This is a genomic window from Nocardiopsis prasina DSM 43845 (assembly GCF_000341265.1).
GTDB classification, from domain to species: domain Bacteria; phylum Actinomycetota; class Actinomycetes; order Streptosporangiales; family Streptosporangiaceae; genus Nocardiopsis; species Nocardiopsis prasina.
Genome location: NZ_ANAE01000109.1, coordinates 35,756 through 56,583, shown reverse-complemented (window position 1 = coordinate 56,583; position 20,828 = coordinate 35,756). Strand labels below are relative to the sequence as shown.

The 20,828-nt window shown below is 72.0% G+C and carries 20 protein-coding genes; 15 read left to right on the top strand and 5 right to left on the bottom strand.

Going from position 1 to position 20,828, the window contains the following annotated elements; translation table 11 throughout:
* The 3 genes from D452_RS0110665 to D452_RS30080 all read left to right on the top strand — a co-directional run.
* Positions 1 to 901: DUF993 family protein (locus D452_RS0110665; RefSeq protein ID WP_017544140.1), on the top strand; the 901-nt coding region annotated here is incomplete at its 5' end.
* A complete protein-coding gene (locus D452_RS0110660; protein WP_017544139.1) occupies positions 898 to 1,785 on the top strand; it encodes a sugar phosphate isomerase/epimerase family protein in 888 nt (295 codons plus the stop codon). The genes D452_RS0110665 and D452_RS0110660, both read left to right, overlap by 4 nt.
* Positions 1,786 to 1,945: 160 nt before the next feature.
* A complete protein-coding gene (locus D452_RS30080) occupies positions 1,946 to 4,801 on the top strand; it encodes a PQQ-dependent sugar dehydrogenase (protein WP_086002850.1) in 2,856 nt (951 codons plus the stop codon).
* Positions 4,802 to 4,960: 159 nt separating this feature from the next.
* Here D452_RS30080 and D452_RS0110645 read toward each other — a convergent pair whose 3' ends face one another.
* The gene (locus D452_RS0110645) at positions 4,961 to 5,155 is read right to left on the bottom strand and encodes a DUF1918 domain-containing protein (protein ID WP_017544136.1); all 195 of its coding nucleotides are present in this window, start codon (positions 5,153 to 5,155) and stop codon (positions 4,961 to 4,963) included.
* Positions 5,156 to 5,339: 184 nt separating this feature from the next.
* Between D452_RS0110645 and D452_RS0110640 the strand changes: the two genes are divergently transcribed.
* Entirely contained in the window at positions 5,340 to 5,546 is a 207-nt protein-coding gene (locus tag D452_RS0110640) for a hypothetical protein (RefSeq protein ID WP_017544135.1), read from the top strand.
* A gap of 66 nt (positions 5,547 to 5,612) precedes the next feature.
* Here D452_RS0110640 and fdhA read toward each other — a convergent pair whose 3' ends face one another.
* The gene (gene fdhA, locus D452_RS0110635) at positions 5,613 to 6,833 is read right to left on the bottom strand and encodes a formaldehyde dehydrogenase, glutathione-independent (protein ID WP_017544134.1); all 1,221 of its coding nucleotides are present in this window, start codon (positions 6,831 to 6,833) and stop codon (positions 5,613 to 5,615) included.
* Positions 6,834 to 6,934: 101 nt separating this feature from the next.
* Positions 6,935 to 7,381 carry a hypothetical protein gene (locus tag D452_RS0110630; RefSeq protein ID WP_017544133.1) on the bottom strand — a complete coding sequence of 149 codons (447 nt, stop codon included), beginning with the start codon at positions 7,379 to 7,381 and terminating at the stop codon, positions 6,935 to 6,937.
* A gap of 109 nt (positions 7,382 to 7,490) precedes the next feature.
* On the opposite strand from D452_RS0110630, the gene D452_RS0110625 reads away from it, so the two are divergent.
* The 10 genes from D452_RS0110625 (at position 7,491) to D452_RS0110580 (ending at position 16,489) form a co-directional block, all read left to right on the top strand.
* Positions 7,491 to 8,288 (top strand): DsbA family protein, encoded by a 798-nt coding sequence (locus D452_RS0110625; RefSeq protein ID WP_017544132.1) that lies wholly within the window; start codon positions 7,491 to 7,493, stop codon positions 8,286 to 8,288.
* A 5-nt stretch (positions 8,289 to 8,293) separates the two neighbouring features.
* Complete coding sequence (locus D452_RS0110620; protein ID WP_083927495.1) at positions 8,294 to 9,268, top strand: cytochrome c biogenesis CcdA family protein; 975 nt, start codon at positions 8,294 to 8,296, stop codon at positions 9,266 to 9,268.
* Positions 9,269 to 9,284: 16 nt separating this feature from the next.
* A complete protein-coding gene (locus tag D452_RS28075; protein ID WP_051061287.1) occupies positions 9,285 to 10,532 on the top strand; it encodes a hypothetical protein in 1,248 nt (415 codons plus the stop codon).
* A 56-nt stretch (positions 10,533 to 10,588) separates the two neighbouring features.
* Positions 10,589 to 10,966 (top strand): BlaI/MecI/CopY family transcriptional regulator, encoded by a 378-nt coding sequence (locus tag D452_RS0110610; protein WP_017544129.1) that lies wholly within the window; start codon positions 10,589 to 10,591, stop codon positions 10,964 to 10,966.
* On the top strand, positions 10,963 to 11,910 hold the full coding sequence (locus D452_RS0110605) for a M56 family metallopeptidase (protein WP_017544128.1): 948 nt from the start codon (positions 10,963 to 10,965) through the stop codon (positions 11,908 to 11,910). Before D452_RS0110610 ends, D452_RS0110605 begins: the two co-directional genes overlap by 4 nt.
* Before the next feature lie 517 nt (positions 11,911 to 12,427).
* Positions 12,428 to 13,495, top strand: a complete 1,068-nt coding sequence (locus tag D452_RS0110600) for a glycoside hydrolase family protein (protein WP_026129174.1) — start codon at positions 12,428 to 12,430, stop codon at positions 13,493 to 13,495.
* Between the two features lie 52 nt (positions 13,496 to 13,547).
* Positions 13,548 to 13,751: a hypothetical protein gene (locus tag D452_RS30075; protein ID WP_017544126.1), complete on the top strand. Its 204-nt coding sequence runs from the start codon at positions 13,548 to 13,550 to the stop codon at positions 13,749 to 13,751.
* A gap of 74 nt (positions 13,752 to 13,825) precedes the next feature.
* Positions 13,826 to 14,626 (top strand): hypothetical protein, encoded by an 801-nt coding sequence (locus D452_RS0110590; protein WP_017544125.1) that lies wholly within the window; start codon positions 13,826 to 13,828, stop codon positions 14,624 to 14,626.
* A 131-nt stretch (positions 14,627 to 14,757) separates the two neighbouring features.
* Positions 14,758 to 15,423 (top strand): leucine efflux protein LeuE, encoded by a 666-nt coding sequence (leuE, locus tag D452_RS0110585; RefSeq protein ID WP_017544124.1) that lies wholly within the window; start codon positions 14,758 to 14,760, stop codon positions 15,421 to 15,423.
* Positions 15,424 to 15,820: 397 nt separating this feature from the next.
* The gene (locus D452_RS0110580) at positions 15,821 to 16,489 is read left to right on the top strand and encodes a DUF899 domain-containing protein (RefSeq protein WP_017544123.1); all 669 of its coding nucleotides are present in this window, start codon (positions 15,821 to 15,823) and stop codon (positions 16,487 to 16,489) included.
* A gap of 47 nt (positions 16,490 to 16,536) precedes the next feature.
* Here D452_RS0110580 and D452_RS0110575 read toward each other — a convergent pair whose 3' ends face one another.
* Positions 16,537 to 17,133, bottom strand: a complete 597-nt coding sequence (locus D452_RS0110575) for a TetR/AcrR family transcriptional regulator (RefSeq protein ID WP_017544122.1) — start codon at positions 17,131 to 17,133, stop codon at positions 16,537 to 16,539.
* Positions 17,134 to 17,212: 79 nt separating this feature from the next.
* Between D452_RS0110575 and D452_RS0110570 the strand changes: the two genes are divergently transcribed.
* Positions 17,213 to 18,085, top strand: coding sequence for an oxidoreductase (locus D452_RS0110570; RefSeq protein ID WP_026129173.1), 873 nt, complete (start codon positions 17,213 to 17,215; stop codon positions 18,083 to 18,085).
* Between the two features lie 45 nt (positions 18,086 to 18,130).
* Here the strand turns inward: D452_RS0110570 and D452_RS0110565 are convergent, their stop codons facing one another.
* The gene (locus tag D452_RS0110565; RefSeq protein WP_083927492.1) at positions 18,131 to 20,653 is read right to left on the bottom strand and encodes a penicillin acylase family protein; all 2,523 of its coding nucleotides are present in this window, start codon (positions 20,651 to 20,653) and stop codon (positions 18,131 to 18,133) included.
* Between the last annotated feature and the right edge of the window lie 175 nt (positions 20,654 to 20,828).

Below are 20,828 nucleotides of genomic sequence, written 5' to 3'. Positions count from 1 at the left end.
GCGGGCGGGAGCCGCCACGGAGTTCGGGCGGGAGCACGGGGTGCCCACGCGCGACCTCGTCGTGTCGGGGGTCAACACCGACCAGCTCCCGGACGCACCGGTGTCCCTCGCCCAGGTGGTAAGCGCTTACCGGGAACAGCTCGAGCACGTGGAGTCCACCGGCTCCGGGGTCGTGCTCATGGCCAGCAGGCACCTCGCCGCGGCCGCCCGCGACGCCGCCGACTACGCGAAGGTCTACGCCGAGGTGCTCGGGGCCGCCCGCACCCCGGTGGTCCTGCACTGGCTGGGCGAGGCCTTCGACGCCCGCCTGGCCGGGTACTTCGGGTCACGGGACACGGCCGAGGCCATGGACACCGTGGTGGACGTCATCGAGGAGCACGCGGACCGGGTCGCCGGGATCAAGCTCTCCCTGCTGGACGCGGCGGCCGAACGCCGACTCCGCTCCCGCCTGCCGGACGGGGTCCGGATGTACACCGGCGACGACTACAACTACGTGGACCTGATCCTCGGCGACGGGGAACACCACTCGGACGCCCTCCTGGGCGCGTTCGCGGCCGTCACCCCGCAGGCGTCGGCGGCGCTGACCGCGCTGGAGGCGGGGGACACCGAAGCCTACCGCCGCGTCCTCGGGCCCACCGAGGAACTGTCCCGGCAGGTCTTCGCGCCGCCCACCCAGTACTACAAGACCGGGGTGGCCTTCCTGGCCTGGCTCAACGGGCTCCAACCGGGCTGGTCGATGGTGGGCGGCCTGCACTCCGCCCGCAGCCTGCCGCACCTGGCGCGGGTGGTCGAACTCGCCGACGCGTGCGGGGCGCTGGCCGACCCGGCGCTCGCCGCGCGGCGTTGGCGGAACCTGCTGCTGACACACGGTGTGACCGAGGAGAGGGAGGCACGGACGTGAGTACGGCGAAGGCGGGTACCGAACGGTTCTCGCTCAACCAGGCCACCATCAAGAAGGCCGACCTGGCGACCACCGTCGACCACGCTGTCGCCGCCGGGGTCGGTGCGGTGGGGCTGTGGCGCGACCGGGTGGCGGAGGCGGGCCTGACCGAGGCCGCCGCCCGCCTGGCCGACTCCGGGTTGCGCTTCTCCAGCCTGTGCCGGGGCGGGTTCGTCACGGACCCGGGCACCGCCGACGAACAGTGGAAGGAGAACCTGCGGGCGCTGGACGAGACCGCCGCTCTGGCCGAGGCCGGGGCCCCGGGTTCGGCGCCGGTGCTGGTGCTGGTCGTCGGGGGGCTGCCGCCCGGAGACCGGGACCTCGTGGCGGCCCGGGACCGGGTCCGCGCGGCGCTGCTGGCCCTGGAACCGGAGGCGCGGGCGCGCGGGGTGCGTCTCGGACTCGAACCGATGCACCCGGTGTTCTGCGCCGACCGCGCGGTGGTCTCCACCCTCGGGCAGGCCCTCGACCTGGTCGCCGACCTCGACCCGGAGACGGCCGGGGTGGTCGTGGACACCTATCACGTGTGGTGGGACCCGCAGGTGCTGCCGATGATCGCGCGGGCCGGGGCGGAGGGCCGGATCACCTCCTACCAGGTGTGCGACTGGCTCACCCCGGTGCCCGAGGGCGCGCTCCTGGGCCGGGGCCTGCCGGGCCAGGGCCACATCGACTTCGCCTCCCTGACCCGCGCGGTCGAAGCGACGGGGTACCGGGGGGACGTCGAGATCGAGGTGTTCCACCAGCAGGTGTGGGACGCGCCGTTCGCGGACGTGGTCCGGGAGTGCGTGCGCGCCTTCGGCGAGGTCATCACGCCCCACCTCTCCCTCCCCGCCGGGGAACACTGAACGGTCCGGCGCCGACCCCCGCCCGCGGAGGTCGGCGCCGGACCCCGTCTCCCCGGGCTGACCGCACGCCTCCGGGCTCCGCCCGACGCCTCCGGGCTCCGACCGACGACCCACCCCCCGGCCGAGCACACTCCATCACCCCCCCGAAGGAGAACCGACGATGCGAGGCGCCCCTCCCGCGTCCCCCCGTCCGAGACCAGCCAGGCGGCCCGCACCGAGGATCGCGGCGGCGACCACCGCCTGCGCGCTCCTCGCCTCCCTCATGTCGGCCGCCCCCGTCACGGCGTCGGAGGCCCCCACCTCCGGACCGCCCGACGCGCTGGCCGACGGCTTCCGGCCCCTGGCGGTCTTCGACGACTACGCCAACGGAAGTCTGCGCAGCCAGGGGCCCTGGCACGTCAACACCCCCGGGGCCCCGGACGGGGCCGTCGTCTCCGAGGAAGCGCCCGCCTCCCTCTCCGGCAAGGCCCTGAGCGTCCTGCTGTCCGAACGCCCCGATCCGGTCCGGTACCGGGGCAACGCCTACGCCGAACTCGGTGACCTGGCCCTGGAACCGGACGCCACCGGCACCGTCTTCTGGGAGTTCGTCGCCGACGACCTCGCGGCCACCGGGCTCAACATCGGTCTGAGCGCCAACCCCACCCCGGGTCTGGGCGCCGACACCACGGGCAACCCGTACGACCTGGACGACTTCGGCCCGCACGTCACCCTGGACGAGCGCGGCCTGGTGGCGAGGGACGGTGACGCCGAGCAGCCGCTCGACACGGAGGTCGCCGACGGCGAGCGCTACGGGGTCTGGATGGTCGTGGACAACGCGGCCGACACCTACCGCGTGCACGTGGCGGTCGCGGGAGGAGACCCCGAGCCGGCCCGGGGCCCCGACGGCGACACCGAGTTCGCCTTCCGCACCGCCGGGGACGCCGCGCTCCCCACGTTCCTGCTGCTCAACGACGCCGACGAGCCGCCTTCGGGGGACACCCACCTCGACAACATCCACCTGGCCCCCGACACGGACTCCACGGCCAACCCCGCGCCGGAGTACGCGGAGGTGGTCGACTTCGAGGCCTACGAGGAGGCGGCGCTCGACGGTCAGGACGGCTGGCGCGCGGACGCGGACGTGCGGGTCGTGGCCGACCCCACGCGCCCCTCGGAGGACGGCCGGGTCGTGGAGATGACCGGTGACGGCCTGGCCGCCGACCGGGCCGTGCCGGAGATCGCCGACGGCGCGACCGGAACGCTGTTCTTCCGCATGCACCGCGACGCCGCCCTGGACACCTCCCTCGGCCTCACCGAGGTGGACGCCCCGAGCACGTTCGACGACATGCGGGCACAGGCCAACAGCCAGAACTCCAACGCACTCAACTTCCGGGACGGCGACTCCTTCGCCGAAGCCGGGACCTGGCCCTCCGACGCCTGGCAGTGCGTGTGGATGGTCGTCGACAACGACGCCGACACCGTGCGCGCCTACAGCAGGGGCGGCCCCCACCGCACCACGACCCGGCTGCCGGTGGGGGAGGAGACCGAGTTCGCCCTCCGCCGCTCGGTCGAGGAGGGGCTGGACCGGTTCTTCGCCCTCAACGGGGCGAACAGCGCCGGGCGTCTGCTCGTCGACGACCTGGCCGTGGACCAGCACAGTGCGAACCTGCGCGTGCCCAGCGGGAACGCGGGCGACTGCGAGGTCGTGGACGACGGCGAGGGGCCTGTCGAGACACCGATCCCCGAGACCCCCCTGCCCTCCGGGGTCACGCTCCAGGTGGAGGAGCTCACCCGGCTGCCGGAGACCGACGGCGAGGGCGGCGCGCGGATCAACTTCGTCTCCGAGGTCCCCGGACCGGACGGGGGATCGGGGCGCCTGGCCGTCCCCGACCTCAACGGGCCGCTGTACCTCGTGGACGAGGAGACCGGTGAGGCGACCGAGTACCTGAACGCGTGGGACGAGTTCCCCGACTTCGTCATCCGGCCCTCGCTCGGCACGGGGCTGGGCTTCGTCGCCTTCCATCCCGGGTTCGCGGACAACGGCCGCTTCTACACCGTGCACACCGAGGCCGGGCAGGCCCTGGAGACCCGTACCCCCACGCACGAGCCTCCCGGTGACACCCGGGTGCACGGCGTGGTCACGGAGTGGACCGCTGACGATCCGGGCGCCGACGTCTTCTCCGGCGATCGCCGGGAGGTCCTGCGGATCGGGTACAGCCGGTTCCTGCACGGGATGCAGCAGATCGGCTTCGACCCGACCACCGCGCCGGGCGACCCCGACCACGGGCTGCTCTACGTGGCCTCCGGTGACGGGGACGAGGTGCCCAACTTCAGTCCGAACCCGCTGGACCCCGACCAGCCCCAGGGGAAGGTCCTGCGAATCGACCCCGAGGGGGACGACGGCCCCGGCGGCGCCTACGGCATCCCGGCGGGCAACCCGTTCGTGGACGATCCCGAAGCGCTCGGCGAGGTCTACGGCCTGGGCATGCGCAACCCTCACAGGTTCACCTGGGACCCGGAGGACGGGCGCATGTTCGTCGGGATGATCGGCGAGCAGTCCATCGACTCCGTCTACGAACTCCGTCCGGGGGACGACTTCGGGTGGAACGAGCGTGAGGGCGGATTCCGCTTCGACCGGTCCGACCCGTCCAACGTCTACCCGTTGCCGGAGGACGACGCGGAGTACGGCTACACCTATCCCGTGGTGTCCCTGGGACGGAACTCCGGGGTGTCGCTGGTGGGCGGGTTCGTCCCGAGGGGCGGCCCGTACCCGGCCCTGGAGGGCCGGTACCTGTTCGGTGACATCGTCAGCGGAGAGATCCGGTTCGCCGACACCGCGGAGATGGTCCAGGGGGGTGAGCGGGCGCCGTTCTACGAGGTGGCGCTCGTGGACGAGGCCGGTCAGCCCACGGACATGCGGGAACTGGCGGGCCGGTCGCGCGTGGACCTGCGGTTCGGGCAGGACGCCGAGGGCGGCCTGTATGTGCTGTCCAAGGCCAACGGCAGGGTCTGGCGCATCACCGCCGCCACCGAGGAGTAGGCGGACCCCGCCGCTCCCGACCCGGTACCGACCCCTCCGGCCCGACCTGCACTCGGACCGGAGGGGTCCCCTTCGTCCTGGGGCGTGTGTTCGCCGAACACGCCCTGGCACCCGGACCCGGCGCGCACCGCGTCCGCCGTGCCGCCTGGGGCGGAGGTGTCAGTCGCTCGGAGTACGGGGAAGCACGACGGTCCGGGGCCCCGGGTAGATGACCCGCTCCTCACCGTCGGCGAAGCGGACCATGTAGGGCGGGCCGTCGTCCGACCCGAGGACGTCGATGATCTCCGCCTCGTGCTCGCCCTTGGAGCTGGTGACCCCGTGTGTGTGCAACTGGTCTCCGACGGTGGCGCGCATTCGTTATCCCCCACGGTTCGACGACCGGCCTCCCCCAGGCTGGTCACAGTCGGGTGGTACCCGCTCGCAACCCCGAACGAACCAGGTCGACCTGGGGAAACGATGGACTTTCGGGCGAACGGTGACGCATGGCGCGAGTGCCGACCCGGTGTGAGGACCGGTGCGCCCCTCGCATAATGAACGGGTGGACAAGCTCTCCCCGATCATCGCGTTCGTCGTCTTCATGGGTGTGTTCGTGCTCTCGCGGACCGCCACCCGGGACTTCCTGGAGTCCTGGGTCGCCCTGGAGGGGGTGATTCTCGGCCTGGCATCCCTTGTGGCCTCGATGGGCATCGCCGCCCTCGCCGCCGGGGCGGTGCTCTACGTGTCCCGGCTGATCTCCGGGGAGTAGCCCGCTCTCCGGGAAGCGCCGGAGAGCGGTGGTCGGAGCGAGCGGCCGAGACCGCCCGCCGTGCCGTCAGCCCGTGCTCAGGTAGCCGTTCGGGTCAAGCACGTACTTGCTCGCCGCTCCCTTGTCGAACGACTGGTAGCCCTCGGGCGCGTCCTCCAGCGGTATCGCGACGGCGTTGACCGCGTCGGCGATCCGGACGCGGTCGTTGAGGATCGCCGTCATCAGCTCGCGGTGGTACTTCATCACCGGGCACTGGCCGGTGAAGAAGGCGTGCGACTTCGACCAGCCGAGCCCGAAGCGGATCGACAGCGAACCCACCTTGGCCGCCTCGTCGGAGGCTCCCGGGTCGCCCGTCACGTACAGGCCGGGGATGCCGATGGCCCCGCCCGCCTTGGTGACGTCCATCGCCGTGTTCAGAACGCTCGCGGGCGCCTCCTCAGTGGCTCGCGCGCCGGTTCCGTGCGCCTCGAACCCGACGGCGTCCACGGCGCAGTCCACGGCCGGTGTGCCGAGCAGCTGCTCGATCTGGTCACCGGGGTCACCCGCGGCGACGTTGATCGTCTCGCAGCCGAACCCGCGCGCCTGGGCGAGCCGTTCGTCGTTGAGGTCGCCGACGATCACCACCGCCGCGCCCAGCAGCTGCGCCGAGGCGGCGGCCGCGAGTCCCACCGGTCCGGCGCCCGCCACGTAGACCGTCGACCCCACGCCCACCCCGGCGGTGACACACCCGTGGTAGCCGGTCGGGAAGATGTCCGAGAGCATCGTGAGGTCCAGGATGCGCTCCAGGGCCTGGTCGCGGTCGGGGAACTTCAGCAGGTTCCAGTCGGCGTAGGGCACGAGCGCGTACTGCGCCTGCCCGCCGACCCAGCCGCCCATGTCCACGTACCCGTAGGCCGAGCCCGGCCGGTCCGGGTTGACGTTGAGACAGATCTCCGTGTGCCTGGCCTTGCAGTTCACACAGCGGCCGCACGAGATGTTGAACGGGACCGAGACGAGGTCGCCCACCTGGACGAACTCGACGTCGGGCCCCTTCTCGACCACCTCTCCGGTGATCTCGTGGCCCAGGACCAGTCCCTGGGGCGCGGTGGTGCGGCCCCGGACCATGTGCTGGTCACTCCCGCAGATGTTGGTGGCGACGACCTTCAGGATCACGCCGTGCGGGACCTCGCGCCCCACGTTCGCCGGGTTGACTCCGGGTCCGTCCCGCAGAACGAAGTCCGGATACGCGATGTCCTCCACCTCGACCCTGCCTGGGCCCTGGTAGACGACTCCTCTGTTGCCGGTCATGATCCTTCCTACCTCTCCGCCTGGGCGGCCTCGCTCCGGTGCGTGGGGGTGTCCCCCCACTGTTTCCGCTGGGAGCCGGGGTTAACCGAACCTCGGAGCGACTATCCGGCGGAGGCCGGGACGGGGCAGGAGGCGTTCGCGCGGAGCCGCGCCCGCAGCGCCAGGCTCAGCAGCACGAGTCCGGCGGCGGCGAGCAGGGGTTGGAGCGGCGCGAACCAGGCCATCGCGCCACTGGTGCCCAGCGCCAGCAGGACGATCTTGTTGCAGACCGGGCAGCCGATCGCGAACCAGGCAAGGAGGCCTCCGCCGAGTCCGCGCACGCCTCCGGGCCCGGCGGAGTCCTCGGGAACGGGGCGGGTGTAGGTGGCCAGGAGCAGCCCGGACAGGACCGAGGTGGCCACCCAGACCGGGTGGGACCACCACGGGGGTTCGATCTCACGGGCGAAGAGGCCGTTGGGGATCAGCACCGCTGGCAGGCCCAGGACGATGAGGGTCAGCGCCGTCCCGGCCGCCGCCGTCACCCACTGGCGGGTTCCCCAGTCGCGCATCGGTCCGTCCTTCCGGGAGAGTGGGCACGGGGCTCGTACCGGCAGGCCCCCGCGCTCTTCTATGGAGCATAGAGTACGCTCTACTTTCCATAGAAAACGGGGGAGCGGCATGCCGAAGGACGCCAGGAAACCGCGGGACTCGGGCAGGAAGGGCGCCGGGGCCAAGGGAGCGGCCACACGGAAGGGTACGGGGAAGGGCGGGCTGTCACCGCTGTTGATCGGCGGAGCGGTGGTGGCGGCACTGGTGGTCGCGGTGGTCGTGGGCCTGCGCCTGGAGGGTGGCGGAGGCGAACAGGAGACCTCCGACGAGGCCTCGGCGGTCGACCACATCGACGCCGAACAGCGCGAGTGGGGTCAGGCCCTGGCCCGCCGCACGGCCGACGACCCGATGTCCCTGGGCAGCGCGGACGCTCCCGTGGTCCTGGTCGCCTACTCGGACTTCGCCTGCCCCTACTGCGCCTCCTGGGCCCAGGAGACCCAGCCCGAACTGGTCGAGCGGTACGTGGACTCCGGTGACCTGCGGATCGAGTGGCGGGAGTTTCCCTACCTGGGCGACCTGTCCAACACGCTCTCCCTCGGCGCGACCGCGGCCGGGGAGCAGGAGGCGTTCTGGGAGTACCAGGAGGCGGTGTTCGCACAGCAGGACGAACTCAAGTCCGCCGACGACCCGGACGAGGTCCTCGACGGGATCATCGCGGACCTCGGCCTCGACGCCGACCGCTTCCACGAGGACCTGGACTCCGAGCGGAGCAGGATCGAGGTCAGCCACGACTTCATGGAGGGCCAGCAGATCGGGGTCAGCGCCACCCCCGCCTTCATCGTCAACGGTGACCCGATCATGGGCGCGCAGCCCCTGGACGTCTTCGTCCGGAGCGTGGACACCGCCCTCGCCGCGGCCGGGGAGTGACGGCCGTGGACATCGGGTTCGTCGCCGCGATCCTCGGCGGGCTGCTGGCCCTGCTCAGTCCGTGCAGTGCCCTGCTCCTGCCGTCGTTCTTCGCGTACGCCTTCCGTGACACCGGTCAGCTCCTGCTGCGCACCGGGGTCTTCTACGTCGGGCTCTGCCTGACCCTGGTCCCGCTCGGCGCCGGTTCGGCCATGGTGAGCGTGCTCTTCTACGGGCACCGTGAGCTGCTCATCTCGGTGGCGGGCGGCGTGATCATCGCCTTCGGTGTCGCGCAGATCCTCGGGCTCGGCTTCACCTGGGGCGTCCTGGCCCGGGCGCAGAGCCGGTTCGTGGGGGGACGGGGCAGCCTGTCCGTCCTGGGCCTGGGCGCCGTCTACGGTCTGGCCGGGTTCTGCTCCGGGCCGATCCTGGGCGCGGTGCTCACCGTGGCGGCGACCGGGACGCCCGTCCGGGGCATGCTCCTGATGGCCGCCTACGCGCTGGGCATGGTCCTGCCGATGTTCTTCCTGGCGCTGCTCTGGGACCACTTCGACCTGGGCGGACGGCGTTGGCTGCGCGGACGCACCGTCGAGCTGGGCCCGCTGCGCACGCACACCACGGCGCTGCTGTCCGGCGGCCTGTTCGTGGGGATCGGCGTGCTGTTCGTGGCCTTCGACGGCACCGCCTCGATGACCTCGCTCCCCGGCGCGGGCTGGATGGCGGAGACCGCCGACCGCGCCCAGGGTGTGTTCGCGCGGCTGGGCACCAGCACCGACCTGGTCGCCCTCGGGGCGCTGGCCGTGCTGGTGGTCCTGGTGGCGGTCGGCACCGTCCTCTCCCGGCGCCGGACCGCCGGGGACGAGGACTCCGAGGTCGCGGGGCCGGATGAGGCAGGGATCGCGGAGACCGGGATCGCGGAGACCGGGGCCGAGGAGACGGGACCGGGGGCGGACGCGCGGGACGACTCGAACCCCGGCCGGACGGCGGGGCGTGCGGAGTAGCGCGCGGGTCCCCACGGTGCGGACAGCCTCCCTGGCAGCACCGTTGGCCGCCCTCCTCCTGCTCACGGCCTGCGTTCCGCGACCGACCCCCGACGTCGAACCGCGCGACACCCCGGCCACGCCCCCGCCCTCCGTCACCGGTGCGCTGCCGCACCCCCTGGAGGGGCCGGCCCTGTGGACGGCCCCCTTCTCCTCCGAGCCCAGGGCGGCGGGTTCCTCCTTCGTCGGTGTGGCACAGGAGAAGGCGGGAGGGCCGCTCCACTTCCTGGGCGTGGACCGGGACGGGATCACCCGCTGGGCCACCGAGCGGGACCCCAGCTGCACCGGGTTCACCGTGGCGCGCGCGGAGGAGGGCGGCGCGGAGTTCGTGGTGCTGCTGGACCGCGAGCCCGACCCCGACGGGGGCGTCCTCGCCTTCGTGACCACCGCCTCCGCCCACGACCCCGACACCGGGGAACGCCTGTGGGGGCCGACCGGGGTACCCGGGACGCTGGTCGGCCCCGGGCTGGTGTTCGCCGCCCAGGCGGGCAGCGTGATGACCGAGGCGAGCGGCCCGAAGGCGGCGCTGGCGGCGGGCAGCGGGGAGGTGTTCGCCCATGAACGGGACGGGGACACCGTCCTGCACGAACACCACGGCACGCTGCTGCTGCACCGGGACGGCGAGCTGCGGGCCCTCGGCGCGGACCAGGGGGAACTGTGGACCCGCGCCGACCTCACGGTTCCGGAGGAGCTGGGCGACCAACCGGTCTCGGTCGGGTACGGCCCCCGCCCCTCCAGCGACTCCGGCGCCGCCGTGGTCCTGGAGTGGACGGCGGCCGACGCGGCCGGGGGTGCGGACCAGGACCGGGAGGTGCTCCTGTACACGGTGCACCACCTGCGGACCGGTGAACGCCTGCTGACGCTCGCCCCCGACGTCCGCCCCCGCCTGCTCGGCGACGGCCTGGACCGCACGGTGGTCCTGGCCGCCCCGGCCGGGGAAGGGGAGGCCAGGCTGTACGGGCTGGCCGCGACGGACCCCGAACCGGTCTGGGAACTGCCCGCCCTTCCGGGCGAACGGCTCGCCGGTCTGGTCGGGGACACCCTGTACACCTCCGCCGAGGGCGGGGCGGGTCGCGCGGTCGAGGCCGCCACCGGTGGGGTCGCCGCCGAACTCCCCCCGGAGGCCCCGGACCTGACACCGGTGGCCGCGCTCCCCGGCGGCCCCGCCGTCCTGCGGGTCCCCGGGAACGGGGGCGGCGTGCTCGCGGCGCTGCCCGTCAGCTGAACGGAGGGCCGGGTTGCCTATTCTTGGACGGAGAAGCGCATGACGAACGGTGGGCCATGAGTAACACGGTTCCGGGACTCGGGTCACTGGAGTCCGCGGTGATGGCGGTCCTGTGGGCCGCCGGACGGCCACTCAGCGTGCGCGAGGTGGTCGACGGCCTGGCCGACCGGGAACCGGCCTACACCACCATCTCCACGGTCCTGGAGAACCTGCGCCGCAAGGACTGGGTCGACCGGGAACGCACCGGACGCCTGTGGTTCTACCGCGCGCTGCGCGACCGGGCCTCCCACGCGGCCGACCGCATGCACGGGGCCCTGGACGACAGCGGCGACTCCCAGGTGGCCCTGCTGCGCTTCGTGGACCGGATGGACCCCCGCGACCTCGCCCTCCTCCGCGACCTGCTCGCCGACATCCCCCGGCAAGAGGAACCGTGACCTGGTCCCTGGCGTCCCTGGCGGTGGTCCTGCTGTGGAGCACGGCGGGCCCCCAAGCCCTGCGCGCCTTCCAGGAGGGCCGGGGCGCCAGCGCACGGGCGATGCTCGCGCTCTGGACGCTCACCACCGTCGTGTGGCTGCTGGCCTGCGCGGTCCTGCTCGCCACCCTGGCCACGAAGGTGATGGGCCCGGGCGTGAAGGCGTTCGTCGCCGCGTGCGTGGACCTCGTCCAGGCGGTCCAGCAGAACGGCGCGGAGAGCGGGGTCGCGGTCGCCGGACTGCTCGGCGCCCTGGGCCTGGTCCGCCTCTCGTGGACGGCCGTGCGCCGGGCCCGGAGGCGACGCGCCTGGACCCGCGAACACGGCCGAACCCTCGCGGCCACCGGCAACCGCCGCGTTCTGCACCTGGACCGGGTCTGGTTGCTGGAGCGCCCCGAACCGGCCGCCTACTGCGTGCCCGGCCGCCGCTTCGGGATCGTCGTCACCAGGGGAGCGCTCGACCAGCTGACCGGGCCGGAACTGCGGGCCGTCCTCGCCCACGAGCGGGCCCACCTGGACGGCCGCCACCACCTCCTGGTCACCTGGACCAGTCTGCTCGACACCGCCTTCCCCGGGGTCCCGCTGCTGCGCGCGGCCGCCCGGGAGGTCCCCGAACTCGTGGAGTGGGTGGCCGACGACCGCGCGGCCCGGGAGGCGGGCCCGCACGCCCTCGCCCACGCCCTGGGGATCATGGCGGCGGCGGGAACAGGGGGACCCGAACCGGCGCTGTCGGTGACCGGCGCCTGCCCGGTGCGCCGGGTGCACCGTCAGGTGCGGCCGGACCGGTCCACCGCCGGAGCGGGCTCCTACGCCGTCGCCGCCTTGCTGGTGCTGCTGCCGCTGGTGTTCACGGTGCTGGCGACCGTCCTGAACGTGGCCGTTCCGCACTGCGACTGCGTGGGTTGAACGCTGTGGGAACGTCCCCGGGACGGGACCGGCGCGGCCTTGACTGTCTCCGCCACCTCGGCGACACCATCCGGCTCGACACCGAATCCGGCTCAACACCGAACGCGAGGGCGTCGTCCAGCAATACGCCGTGCTCCCCGCCGAGAGCGTCACCTGTTGAACGCAGCGCAGATGACAGTGCGGTGCGCAGTGGGGATGTCAGTGGGCCCGCGCACGTGGCGGCGCACCATGTGCGGATCGATGCGAGGGGCCGGGTAGCCGGGTCGAGACTGGCAGAAGTCATTGATCGTGTGATCGGTGTTCTTCAAGGCTTCCACCGCTTCTGTCACTGTGTGTGGTCGCTGGGGCGTAGCGGATTCAGACCCCTCCCGCTGGATCACCGGTGGGCGGCGAGTCCTTCCAGGGTCGGGAGCACCTCTGGGCTCGTCGCGTGGGCGCTGTTACCGTCAGGGCAACGACGTCCCCGATCCCCAGGGGAGTCCGCGCCGTGCGGCGGGCTCGATTCCCGGAGGCAGACATGTTCTCGATCAATGCTCCAGGTCAGTCCACGGCACTATGGGACATGGTCGACGGCCCGATGCCGCGCGGGCTGCTGGGCGCCGGTGACCCCGATGTACACGTGATCGACGGCGTCCCGACGATGTACCTGGGTGGCTTCTCCACGACGTTTCGCAACCGTCTCTACCGTGCGCGTCTGGCCCCCGGTCAGGCCCTGCACAGCGGACGGTGGGTGTTCGACACCGACGCGCGCGGCCGGGTGAGGTCACTGGTCGCGGATCCTCCCCGTGACGGATGGGATCGCGCGGGGATGCACACGCCCTCGTTCGTGCCCGGTGTCGACGGCCACCCGCCGCGCCTCTACTACACCGGGCGCGCCTCGCTCCAGCAATACGGGAACCGAAGCAGCTACGCGATCGGGGTCCTGGAGCACCGCGGGGGACGGTGGGAGCGCCGTGCGGAGCCCGTCCTGTGCGGCAGCGCGCCCCGCAGGAGCGTTCTGGAACCTCTCGTGGTCCATGACCGGGGCCGCTACCTGATGTGGTTTCAGGCGAACCCGAACGAGATCGGACCGGGCGAGCTGCCCGACTACGAACTCCGGGTCGCCGAGAGCACCGACGGAATTTCATGGTCGCCGCCGAAGGTCTTCGCGGGGGCCGAGGAGGGGTTCTTCGACAACGCCGTCCAACGCGTGGGCGACCGGTGGGTCATGGTGCTGGCCCGGGGGTCGAACTTGCACAACACACCGCACTTTCCCGACCAAGGCCTGTGGGGGATCACGGCCCCCGAACTCGTCCCGGACCGGTCGGGGTGGACGGCCCCGGTGCGGGTGCTGGACACCGATCGCGCGGATACGCCGCAGTGGATGGCGCGCGGTGTGTACGGGCCCGCACTGCACGCGCTGGAGGGTGCCGGAGAGGCGGTGCTGATGTACACCGCCGTCAGGGACGCCCCGAAGTGGTTCGCGTTCAACGTGCACCGCCTGCTACGGGGTAAGCGCCCGGTCGCACCCTCCCCCTTCTATCTCGCGGTAGGGCAGTCGCGGCTGACGGTCCTGCCCGGCAGCACGGGCGGGAACGAGGGCTGAGACTGTCAGGGGCAGAGTAGCGAGCGGTGCCGGAACCGGTGTCCGGGGCCGAGTGGCGAACCCCTCCACCGCGTCGCACGCGGAGAGGGGCAGGGCGAGGATCGCGGCCGGGGCGGTCTCGACCATCGCGGTGACGGACGGTCTCCAGGTCCAGTGGCTGCTCGACCCGGAGGGGCTGGACATGGCGGCCCATACGCGGCTGACCACAGAGCGCCTCGCCGGGGCGGACCCGTCCGGGGCCCCGCCCGCGAGGTGAACCCGACCGTTCCGATCCGACACGGCCCCCGACACCCGTAGCGGCGCCGGGGGCCGTTGGGCCATCCTGGGGTCGTGCAGAGCGAGATCGAGGACGTGTACCGGGTGTTCGCGCGCTACCCCCGACCCGCGAGGGTGGAGGGGTGTCAGCACTGCGTCACCGAGAACGACCACCATGACCTGCTCGGGGCTCCGCTGCGGGAGCTCGACGCCGAGCGGCTGCGCCGGTTCTCCCACAAGGCCCTGAACACGTGGGGCGACGTGGACGACCTGCGCCACTTCCTGCCCAGGCTCCTGGAACTCTCCCTCCGCGGCGACGCTGACCTCCACGGGCTCTTCGCCAAACTCCGCCAGGCCGGGTGGACCGACTGGCCCGAGGACGAACGCGCGTCGCTCCGGGCCTGCCTGTCCGTCTGGTGGGAGCTCGGCCTCACCGCGGAGGACGGGGACCAAGCGCCGTGGGGGACGCTCGCGGAGGCCGGGGACGAACTCGGCCCGTACCTGGAGTCGTGGTGGGGCCGCGACACCCCGCAGGCGCTGTGGACGCTGGTCGAGCTGGTCGGCGAGGTCGCGCACACCGAACCCGGAGCCCGCGACGAGCGGGTGGTCGCCTGGCTGGCGACCACCCGGGGATGGATGGAGGAGGCGTTCTTCGAGATCTCGGAGACCGGGCAGACCGAACTGGCTGAGGCCCTCTCGGAGGCCCGCCAGCTCCTGGACCTGGTCACCCTCGACGAACCGGTCGCCGACGGGCTCGCCGACCCCGACACCGGGCCGTCCGGTTCCCCCGACCCCGTCACCGGCTCCGGGCCGTCCGGAGCCGCGGACCCGGAGTCGGCCCGCCCCGGAACAGACGGACCGTCGGACCGACCCTGAGGAGGCAGGGCCGGGGCCGCGGGGGAGGCGGCCCCGGTCCCGGGGTTCACGAAGGCCGGACGGGTGGGCGCCGGGTCGGCAAGGGGCGGCCGGGGTGTGGGCCGTCGTGGGCGGGATGACACACTTCGTCCATGCTCGGTATCACCGACCTGCCGACCTACCTGGCGGGACTCGTCCTCATCGTGCTCCTGCCGGGGCCCAACTCCCTCTACGTGCTCTCCGTCGCCGCGCGCAGCGGTACCCGCACGGGGTACAGGGCTGCCGCCGGTGTGTTCACCGGCGACACCCTCCTCATGTTGCTCGCGGCCGCTGGTGCCGCCTCGCTGCTCCAGGCCAGCCCGCTGCTCTTCTCGGTGGTGAAGTACGCGGGAGCCGCCTACCTGGTCTGGATGGCGATCGGGATGCTGCGCTCGGCCCACGCCATCTGGACCTCACGGCACCAGAGAGCCGAGGGCCAGCGTGCGGCCGACGCGGACGCGACGGAGGCGCCCACAGGTGAACGTCCCTTCCACCGCGCGCTCGTGGTCTCCCTGTTCAACCCGAAGATGATCCTCTTCCTGATCTCCTTCTTCGTGCAGTTCGTCGACCCCGCCTACGCGTACCCGGCGCTGTCCTTCCTGGTGCTGGGCCTGCTGCTCCAGGCCTTCAGCCTGCTCTACCTGTCCGTGCTGATCTTCAGCGGTACCCGGCTGGCGGCGGCCTTCGGCCGGCGGCGGCGACTCACGGCGGGCGCCACCTCGGCGGCGGGTGCGCTGTTCCTCGGCTTCGCGGTGAAGCTGTCCGTCAGCAGCGCCTGACCGACGAGCCTCGGCGCCCTCTGTCGGCGGGCCCGGAAAACTTCTCCGGGCCCGCGGAATAGCACCAGGGGTGGGGTCGTTACACGGAGCGGGTCGGTGCGGTTCAAGTGTCCCCCGGGCTCTAATCAAAGCCTTCAGGGAATACCGCACCCCAGTGGTGGACAGGAGCCTTGTTGTGCCACCCGCCGTGAGGCGACCGCCGCACCGGCCCTTCAACGTTCGAAGGCCCACCGGGACTCCCCGGTGGGCCTTCGTGTGTGCGCTCCCCCTTCGGCCCGACACGACGACCCTTCGGTCGAGCGTGCGGCCGAACGTCGTACGGCGATGGCACCGTGGAGGGCACGGTGGTGGCCTTCCACACCTCAGCGGCCCCGCCGAAGCGCCCGAGGAGGAAGCCATGTACACGCCCGACGCGGTCACGGAGACCGAGTGGCAGAGGGCCCATGAGGACCTGATCGCCAAGGAGAAGGAGCTGACCCGCGCCCAGGACCGGCTCGCGGCCGAGCGCAGGAGGCAGCCCGGGTACCGGATCGGCGGGGACCACGTGTTCGAGGGTCCGGGCGGGGAGTACTCCCTGACCGATCTCTTCGAGGGGCGCCGACAGCTGATCGTCTACCACTTCATGCTCGCGCCCGGTTCCGACCACCAGTGCGAGGGCTGCTCCATGTTCGTGGACAACCTGGGTCACCCGGAGCACCTCAACGCCCGGGACACCACGCTCGCCGTGGTGTCCCGGGCCCCCTACCCGGAGATCGCGGCCGTGCGCGAGCGGATGGGATGGACGGTGCCCTGGTACTCGTCCTTCGGCGGCCGCTTCAACGAGGACATGGGTGTCACCGTGGACGGCGGCGAGAACTTCGGGCTGAGCGTGTTCATCCGGGACGGCTCCAGCGTGTACCGGACCTACTTCACCCAGGGTCGGGGCGTGGAGAGGCTGGGCACCAACTGGAGCCTGCTCGACCTCACCCCGCTGGGCCGTCAGGAGCTGTGGGAGGACAGCCCGGAGGGGGTCCCCCGGAGCGAGCCGTACGCGTGGTGGCGTCTGCACGGCGAGTACGGCGACTGACCCTGACGGAGGCCTCCCGAACGGAGGCCTCCGCCGGACGGACCGGTTCAGCGGGGGCTGAGGCCGGTCATCAGGAGCCGGACCACGTTCCGCAGGGCCTCGTCGACGTTCTCGGTGTTCTCGTCGCCGCTGAACGAGGCGAACCCGTGCAGGGTGGAGGCCACGGTGAAGGCGATGGCCGTGGGGTCGCCCTCGACGATCTCCCCCGCGCGCTGCCCCTCGGAGATGGCGTCCAGGACGACGGCGATCATGTCCCCGACGGCGGCGGCGAGTTGGTCGGAGACGTCGCTGTCGTGCTTGCGCGCGTACATCAGTTCCAGCAGGGCCGCGTTGGCCATCGCGAAGCCCACGTAGGCGCGGGCCAGCCCCAGGAGGTAGTCGCCGGTGTCCGACCCGGCGCGGTCCTGCTCCGCCTTGGCGCGTTCGAGTGAGGCCTGGAGTCGCCGGAAACCGTTGAGGGCGAGCGCGTCGAGCAGGGCCTGCTTGTCCTTGAAGTGTCGGCCGGGGGCCGCGTGGCTGACACCGGCCTCGCGGGCGAGTTCGCGCAGGGAGAGGGCCCCGGGGCCGCGCTGGGCCAGGGTGCGTTCGGCGCTGCTCAACAGGGTGGAGCGGAGGTCGCCGTGGTGGTAGGGGCGGTCAGGCATGCTGCCAGCATAGTCCGATGTTTGCGATGACAGCATTGTTGTCATTGACAACTTCGAGAGTGCTCCCTACTTTGGGGACATGAGCAGAACCAGCGTGAGCCTGCCCGACCTGACCGGCAGGACCGCCGTCATCACCGGCGCCAACAGCGGACTCGGCCTGGAGACCGCCAGGATCCTGGCCGGACGCGGCGCCCGCGTGGTGTTGGCGGTCCGCGACACCGCCAAGGGGGAACGAGCCGCCGCCGGAATCCCGGGCACCACGGAGGTCCGCCGCCTCGACCTCGCCGACCTGGCCTCGGTCCGCGAGTTCGCCGACGGTTGGCGGGGCGACCTCGAACTCCTGATCAACAACGCGGGACTCATGGCGATCCCCGAGTCCCGCACCAGTGACGGCTTCGAGACCCAGTTCGGCGTCAACCACCTGGGCCACTTCGCCCTCACCAACCTCCTCCTCGAACACGTCACGGGACGCGTGGTCACCGTCTCCTCCGGCCTGCACCGTTCGGTCAACCGGATCGACTTCGACAACCCCAACCTGGAGGGCCGCTACACGCCCTACCGGGCCTACGGACAGTCCAAGCTGGCCAACCTCCTGTTCACCCTGGAACTCCAGCGCAGGCTCGACGACGCCGGTTCGCCGGTGCTGGCGACCGCCGCGCACCCCGGCTACGCCGCCACCAACCTCCAGGGCCGTAGCGAGAACGCACTCCAGGACGGGCTCCTGCGGATCGGCAACCGGATCTTCGCCCAGAGCGCGTACAGCGGGGCACTGCCCACGGTCCACGCCGCCACGCAGGACGTCCCCGGAGCGTTCTTCGCCGGACCCACCGGTCTGTTCGTGAACGGGGCGCCCGGCCCGTCCGGGAGAAGCGCCGCCGCGCGCGACACCGAGATGGCCCGGCGGCTGTGGGACCTGTCCGAGGAGATGACCGGCACGTCGTTCCCGCTCTAGCGGGAGGCCCCGGAGAACGGTTCCGGACGTCTCCGGGGCCGGGAGTCACGGGACGAGGGTGAGCTCGTCCTCGGTGGCCTCGCGGACCGCCTCCTCGGTCACCGCCCAGGGGAGCGTCGCGCCCTCCGCCCACAGTTCCAGCTGGTCGTCGTAGTTCGGGTGGAAGGCGTGGCCGGAGTTGCCGGTGAGGTGGATCCACGTGGAGGAGTCCCGGTCGGCCAGGTCCACGACCATGCGCATCGACGGGACCGTGGTGATGCCGTAGCCCTCCGACGTGTTCCAACCGGTGGCGTTGACCAGGTCGGAGCCGCCCGCGCTCTCCACGGGGCCGCGGTTGAACAGCCACTCCACCGGGCCGATCCCCGAGGTCCCGAAGGACTCGTGCGTCGCGGTGAGGGTGTGCAGGTCGCCCCAGCGCCAGTCGGCCGGGTCGTCGCCGAGCAGTTCGTTGAGCTCCTCCACGGCGGCGTCCATCGCCGCGGCCAGGACCTCCTCCCGTCCGCTGGCGTCCCGGCCCTCCCACCAGGCCGAGTCGGGGTCCTCCAGCAGCTGGGAGACCACGTGCATCCCGCGTGAGCGGCCGTCCATGCCGCGTTCCCCGAGTTCGTCGAAGAGCAGGGGGAGGAGCTGGCGCCAGGTCGCGTTGTAGAACGCGGCCGCGGCGGAGTCGGGTTCGTTGCGGTGGTCCCAGTCGACGAGGAGTTCGCGCGCCTCGGCGGTGGCTCCCTCGACCGGCGTGTCCAGCAGGTACGGAGTGACTTCGAGGGCGCTGGTGTGGAGGGAGTCCACGAGGATCCGCTCCATGTCCGCGACACCCACGGGGCCGTCCGCGATCGCTTCGTCCAGGAGGTCGTTGATCCGCTGGCCCCGGTAGCCGTAGTTCCAGTCCGAGGTCAGGAAGTGCTCGTAGTCCTCGTCCACGACCGACTCGTTCGCGGTGACGATCACCCCGGACTCCGGGTTGTACACGCTGGGCAGCTCGTCGAAGGGCAGGAACTCGTCCTCCCAGTCGTAGTCGGAGTCCCAGCCGGGGGCGGGCCAGCGGCCGTCGCCCTTGCCCCGGACCGGGACCAGCCCCGGAGCCTGGTAGCCGATGTTGCCCTCGTTGTCCGCGTAGACGAGGTTCTGCGAGGGGACGTCGAACCTGCTCGCGGCCTCGCGGAAGGTGTCCCAGTCACGGGCGCGGTTCATGGAGAAGATCGCGTCGGCGGTGGTGCCCGGCTGGAGCGCGGTCCAGCGCAGGGACACCTGGTAGGGGGCGTCGTCCCCCTCACGGGGGTTCTCGCCGATCCGCCGCAGGTTCGACCCCGCGGACGTGGTCGACAGGATCGGGCCCCTGTGGGTGGAGCGGACGGTGAGTTCGAGGTCCTGGCCGCCGGAGACCGCGATGGTCTCCTCGATGATCTCCAGGGGGCGCCTCTCCCCGTCCACCACGTAGTCGTCGCCCTCCACCCGCTCCAGGTAGAGGTCCATGACGTCCGGGTTGAGGTTGGTGAAGCCCCAGGCGATGGACTCGTTCTGGCCGATCACCACGCCGGGCAGGCCCGAGAAGCTGAACCCGCTGGTGTCGAAGGGGCACTCCTCGGTGAGCTCCGTGCAGTGCAGTCCCATCTGGTACCAGGTGGACGGCATCGAGGCGCCCAGGTGGGGGTCGTTGGTGAGCAGCGGAAGACCGGTCTCGGTGTGCTCACCGGACACGACCCAGGAGTTGGATCCGAGGTCGGGGTCGTCGGAGGGGCCGAGGAGGTCCGGGATGGCGTCGTGCACGCCGGAGAGCCCGCCGAGCGCCGAGAGGGCCTCCTCGGGCAGGTCGGGTGCGCGGCCCAGGTCGGCTTCGGTGCCGGACCCGTTGTGCTCCTCGGTGGCCGTGATGGTCGCGTGCTTCTCGGTCGGGTAGGCGGGGTAGAGCTCCTCGATCTGCTCCTCGTCGAGGCCGTCGGCGAGGAGCAGGGCCCGCTGCGTCTCGTCCTGGAGGTTGCCGCCGAGGTCCCAGGCCATGGCCTTCAGCCACGCGAGGCTGTCCGTGGGCGTCCAGGGCTCCACGGTGTAGTCGTCCGCGGTGATCCCGAGGAGGCCGTACTCCAGGCTGGCCGAGAGCCCCTGGTTGTCGTCGATCCAGGCGTTCACTCCGGCCGCGTAGGCGTCCAGGTAGCGCTGGGTGTCCTCCTCCAGGAGGTCGTACTCCTGCTCGGCGACCCGGCGCCAGCCCATGGTGCGCAGGTAGATGTCGGTCTCCACCTGGCCCGGGCCGAAGAGTTCGGCGGTGCGCCCCGCCGTGACGTGCCTGCGGAAGTCCATCTCCCAGAACCGGTCCTGGGCGTGGGTGAACCCCTGGGCGACGAAGAGGTCCTCGGCGTCGTCGGCGTAGAGGTGGGCGACGCCGCGTTCGTCCCGCAGCACGGAGACCGGCGCGCCGAGTTCGGCGAGGGTCAGCTCCCCGGAGGTGGTCGGGAAGGAGCGCCGTACCGCCCAGACCCCCAGGAGCGAGGCGATCAGTGCGAGAGACGCGACCGTGGCGACAAAGCCCAGAAAAACACGAAGAAGGACACGCTTCCGCAATACACCCATGTCGGAACCCTAGGGCGTTCCGCCTTCGGCGCTCCAGTCGTCGCCGTTAATTGTTACCAACTGGTAGAAAAAGCTGTTCCTCCTGGCGGGGGCGAGTGGGGCCGAGTGGGTGCTGTCGGGGAGCGTTCCGTGTGCCGGAGGTCGCCGACGCCAGGCGCGGCGCGGCCGAGGCGAT